3 protein-coding genes are annotated in these 3,184 nt (G+C 70.2%); all 3 read right to left on the reverse strand.

The genetic code is table 11. The annotated features are described in order from the left end of the window. Nucleotides 1–257 precede the first annotated feature (257 nt). The 3 genes from accD to ACOJUJ_RS29175 all read right to left on the reverse strand — a co-directional run bounded on the left by accD (nt 258) and on the right by ACOJUJ_RS29175 (nt 3,015). Nucleotides 258–1,136, reverse strand: a complete 879-nt coding sequence (gene accD, locus ACOJUJ_RS29165; RefSeq protein WP_420130451.1) for an acetyl-CoA carboxylase, carboxyltransferase subunit beta — start codon at nt 1,134–1,136, stop codon at nt 258–260. 66 nt (nt 1,137–1,202) lie between these two features. Next, a complete protein-coding gene (gene rodA / locus ACOJUJ_RS29170; RefSeq protein ID WP_420130452.1) occupies nt 1,203–2,438 on the reverse strand; it encodes a rod shape-determining protein RodA in 1,236 nt (411 codons plus the stop codon). Nucleotides 2,439–2,538: 100 nt separating this feature from the next. Continuing rightward, nucleotides 2,539–3,015 carry a hypothetical protein gene (locus ACOJUJ_RS29175; RefSeq protein WP_420130453.1) on the reverse strand — a complete coding sequence of 159 codons (477 nt, stop codon included), beginning with the start codon at nt 3,013–3,015 and terminating at the stop codon, nt 2,539–2,541. Nucleotides 3,016–3,184: the final 169 nt, after the last annotated feature.

The following is a 3,184-nucleotide window of genomic DNA, read 5'->3' on the forward strand; positions in this document are numbered from 1 at the left end:
CAACCAGGTGTCCGCCCCCCCCGACAAACGTGCCCGCTCGCCCCAAAACTGGGGTTGCGGCTGCCGCACAAACACCCGCCGCGTAAAAACCCCACCCCCCCCCCGATGTGGGGGGGGGGGGCGACCGGCGGCGCGTGCACCGCGCTAACGGCGGGTGGGGGGCGCGGCCCCGGCGGGTCGCGCCGCGCCCACCCGTTCACCCGTTCACCCGTTCACCCGTTCACCCGCCCACCCGTTCACCCGTTCACCCGCCACCGTCACGCAGCCTCGGACGCGCGGAACGCCTCCGACGCGGGCAGGCCCAGCATGTGGCGCAGCAGCTGGCTCACGCGGCCCTTCATCTTCCGGCGGTCCACGATGTCGTCGAGCATCCCGTACTCCAGCAGGAACTCCGCGCGCTGAAAGCCCTCGGGCAGCTCCTGCTTGATGGTCTGCTCGATCACCCGCGGCCCCGCGAAGCCGATCAGCGCCCCCGGCTCGGCCAGGTTCACGTCGCCCAGCATGGCGTACGACGCCGTCACGCCGCCCGTCGTGGGGTCGGTAAGGATGCTGATGTACGGCAGCCCCGCCTCGTGCAGCTGCGCCAGCACGGCCGACGTCTTGGCCATCTGCATCAGCGAAAAGATCCCCTCCATCATCCGCGCGCCGCCCGAGGCGGAAACGATGATGAACGGCGTCTTCGCCTGCAGCGCGTTCAGCCCGGCGCGCGCCAGCTTCTCGCCGACGACGGAGCCCATCGACCCGCCGATGAAGGAGAAGTCCATCACCCCCAGCGAGAGCGGGATGCCGTCCAGCTCGCCCTGGCCGGTGACCACCGCGTCGCCGTAGGCGCTCTTGCGCTCCGCCGCGGCCAGGCGGTCGCGGTACGGCTTCAGGTCGACAAAGCCCAGCGGGTCGCCCGAGCGCATCTCGCGCTCCGTCTCGCGAAAGGTGCCCTCGTCCGTCAGCAGCTGCACGTACCCGTCGGCGCCCAGCCGCAGGTGGTGGCCGCAGTTGGGGCACACGTTCCAGTTTTCGCGCAGTTTTTCCTTGTAGACGATCTCGCCGCAGCTGGGGCACTTTTCCCACAGCTCGCCCGGCAGGTCGCGGCGGTCGGCCGCCTGCAGGCGTGTCTTGGGCTTGCGGAACCAGGCCATGGATGTATCCGGAAAGACGGAGAAAGCGAGGTAAACAGATGTAGCCAGGGGCGCGCGGGGGACCCGCTAACGCCCCTTTTCCGCGGCGACTCTTTCAACCACCGCCATCGCCAGCAGGTTGACGAGGAGGAACGAGCCGCCGTAGCTGATGAAGGGGAGCGGAATGCCCGTTACCGGCATCACCCCCACCGTCATCCCCACGTTGATCAGCACGTGCGTGAACCAGCTACCCAGAATGCCGATGGGCACCAGGCTGGCGAACGGGTCGCGGGCGCGCTCGGCCACGCGGATGAGGCGCCAGAAGATGAAGCCGAAGCAGCACAGCACCGCCATCACCCCGATGAACCCCAGCTCTTCGCCGATCACGGAAAAGATGAAGTCGGTGTGCTGCTCGGGGAGGAAGGCCAGCCGCTTTTGCGGGCCGTCCATGTACCCCTTGCCCCACAGGCCGCCGCTGCCGATGGCCACGCGGCTCTGGATAAGGTTGTACCCGCTCCCCCGCGGGTCGATGCTGGGGTCCAGGAACACCATGAAGCGGGCCTTCTGGTACGGCTTGAGCACGTTCCAGAGGGGGAGCGCCACCGCGCCCGCCACCGCGTTCGCCATGAAGATGGAGATCTTCTCGGACAGAAACGCGTTGCGGTAAAAGAGCAGCACCAGCAGCAGGACGATGTAGACGCCCCATACCCACGGGCTGATGGAGATGAACAGGCTGAGCAGCGGGCTGACCAGAAAGAAGATGGTGGTCAGCGGCGTGCCGGCCCAGTACAGGCACCAGATCAGGATCGACGCGAACGCCAGCGCCGAGCCCAGGTCCGGCTGCAGCATCACCAGGCCCATGGGCAGGGCGACGACGCCGATCGGCTTCCACAGCGCCCACAGCGTCTTGGGCGGCTCGCGCCATTCGCCCAGCACCCGCGCCAGCATGAGCGCCGTGGCGATCTTGGCCATCTCCGACGGCTGCAGGCCCACGGGCCCGATGCGGATCCAGCTCTTGGTGCTGGCCGCCGTGCCGCCGCCGCTGCCAAACGCCAGCGCGGCCATCAGCAGCACCAGCCCCAGCGCGTACGCCGGCTGCGCCCCCCACTCCAGCCACCCCACCGGAATGCGCAGGATGAAGGGGATGACAAGCAGCGCGATGGAGAACCACATCAGCTGCGCCCGCCAGGTCCCCTCGGCGCGGGTGCCGGGAACGTCCACGCTCCCCGCGCTGAAGATCATGGCGATGCCAAAGATGGCCAGGGCCACCACCAGCCAGAAAAGGACCGGGTCGCCCAGCCGGATGGGACGGTAGCGCTTCACCGCCGCCTCCCGTCCCGATGGGCGAACGGGAGCCGCGCATGCCGCGCGGCTCCGCCGTGGTCCGTCGCCGTCCGCTCTGCGCGTCTGGTTGAGTTCACCTTCACACCACCGACTTGTACGCCATGGCCGCCGCAAGCCCCACCGCCGCGGCGTAGACCGCCGCCAGGGGCGAGGCCAGGAGAAGCGTGCTCACCGGGCCGGCCAGGTTGGGTCGGATCAGGAGCACGTAGACGATCACGTCGTACAGCCACTTGCCCGCGAACAGGTACAGGGCCAGCAGCACCGGGCTGTCGCCGGAAAGCCCCTCGCGCGAGCGGGCGCCCAGAAAGCCCAGGATGGAGAGCGCCACCGCCCCCGCCCCCATGGTGAGCGGGTGGGCCGCGCCGTCCAGCACGCCCAGCACGAACCCCAGCCCCGCGGCCTGGCCGCCCCGCAGCCGGCGCGAGGCCAGCAGCAGCGCCACCACCAGCAGGTCCGGCGCCAGCGCCCCCAGCCCCAGCCCCACCCGCAGCAGGAAGTAGAGAACCACCAGGACTGCCACGAACCCCACGAACTGCCAGCGCGTCCCCTCCGTCATCCTCTTCCCCTCACCCGCGGCTGATGTCGCGCGCGCCCGACGGATTGCTGGGCGGCGGCTCCACTCCCTCCGGCACCCGCGCCTCGCCCGGGAACACCGGGCGCCCCGGCAGCTCGGGCGTGGGGTCTACCTGTCGGGGGCGCGGACGGGGCGCGGCGGGCCGCGCCGC

This window comes from Longimicrobium sp. (genome assembly GCF_048594345.1).
GTDB lineage: Bacteria > Gemmatimonadota > Gemmatimonadetes > Longimicrobiales > Longimicrobiaceae > Longimicrobium.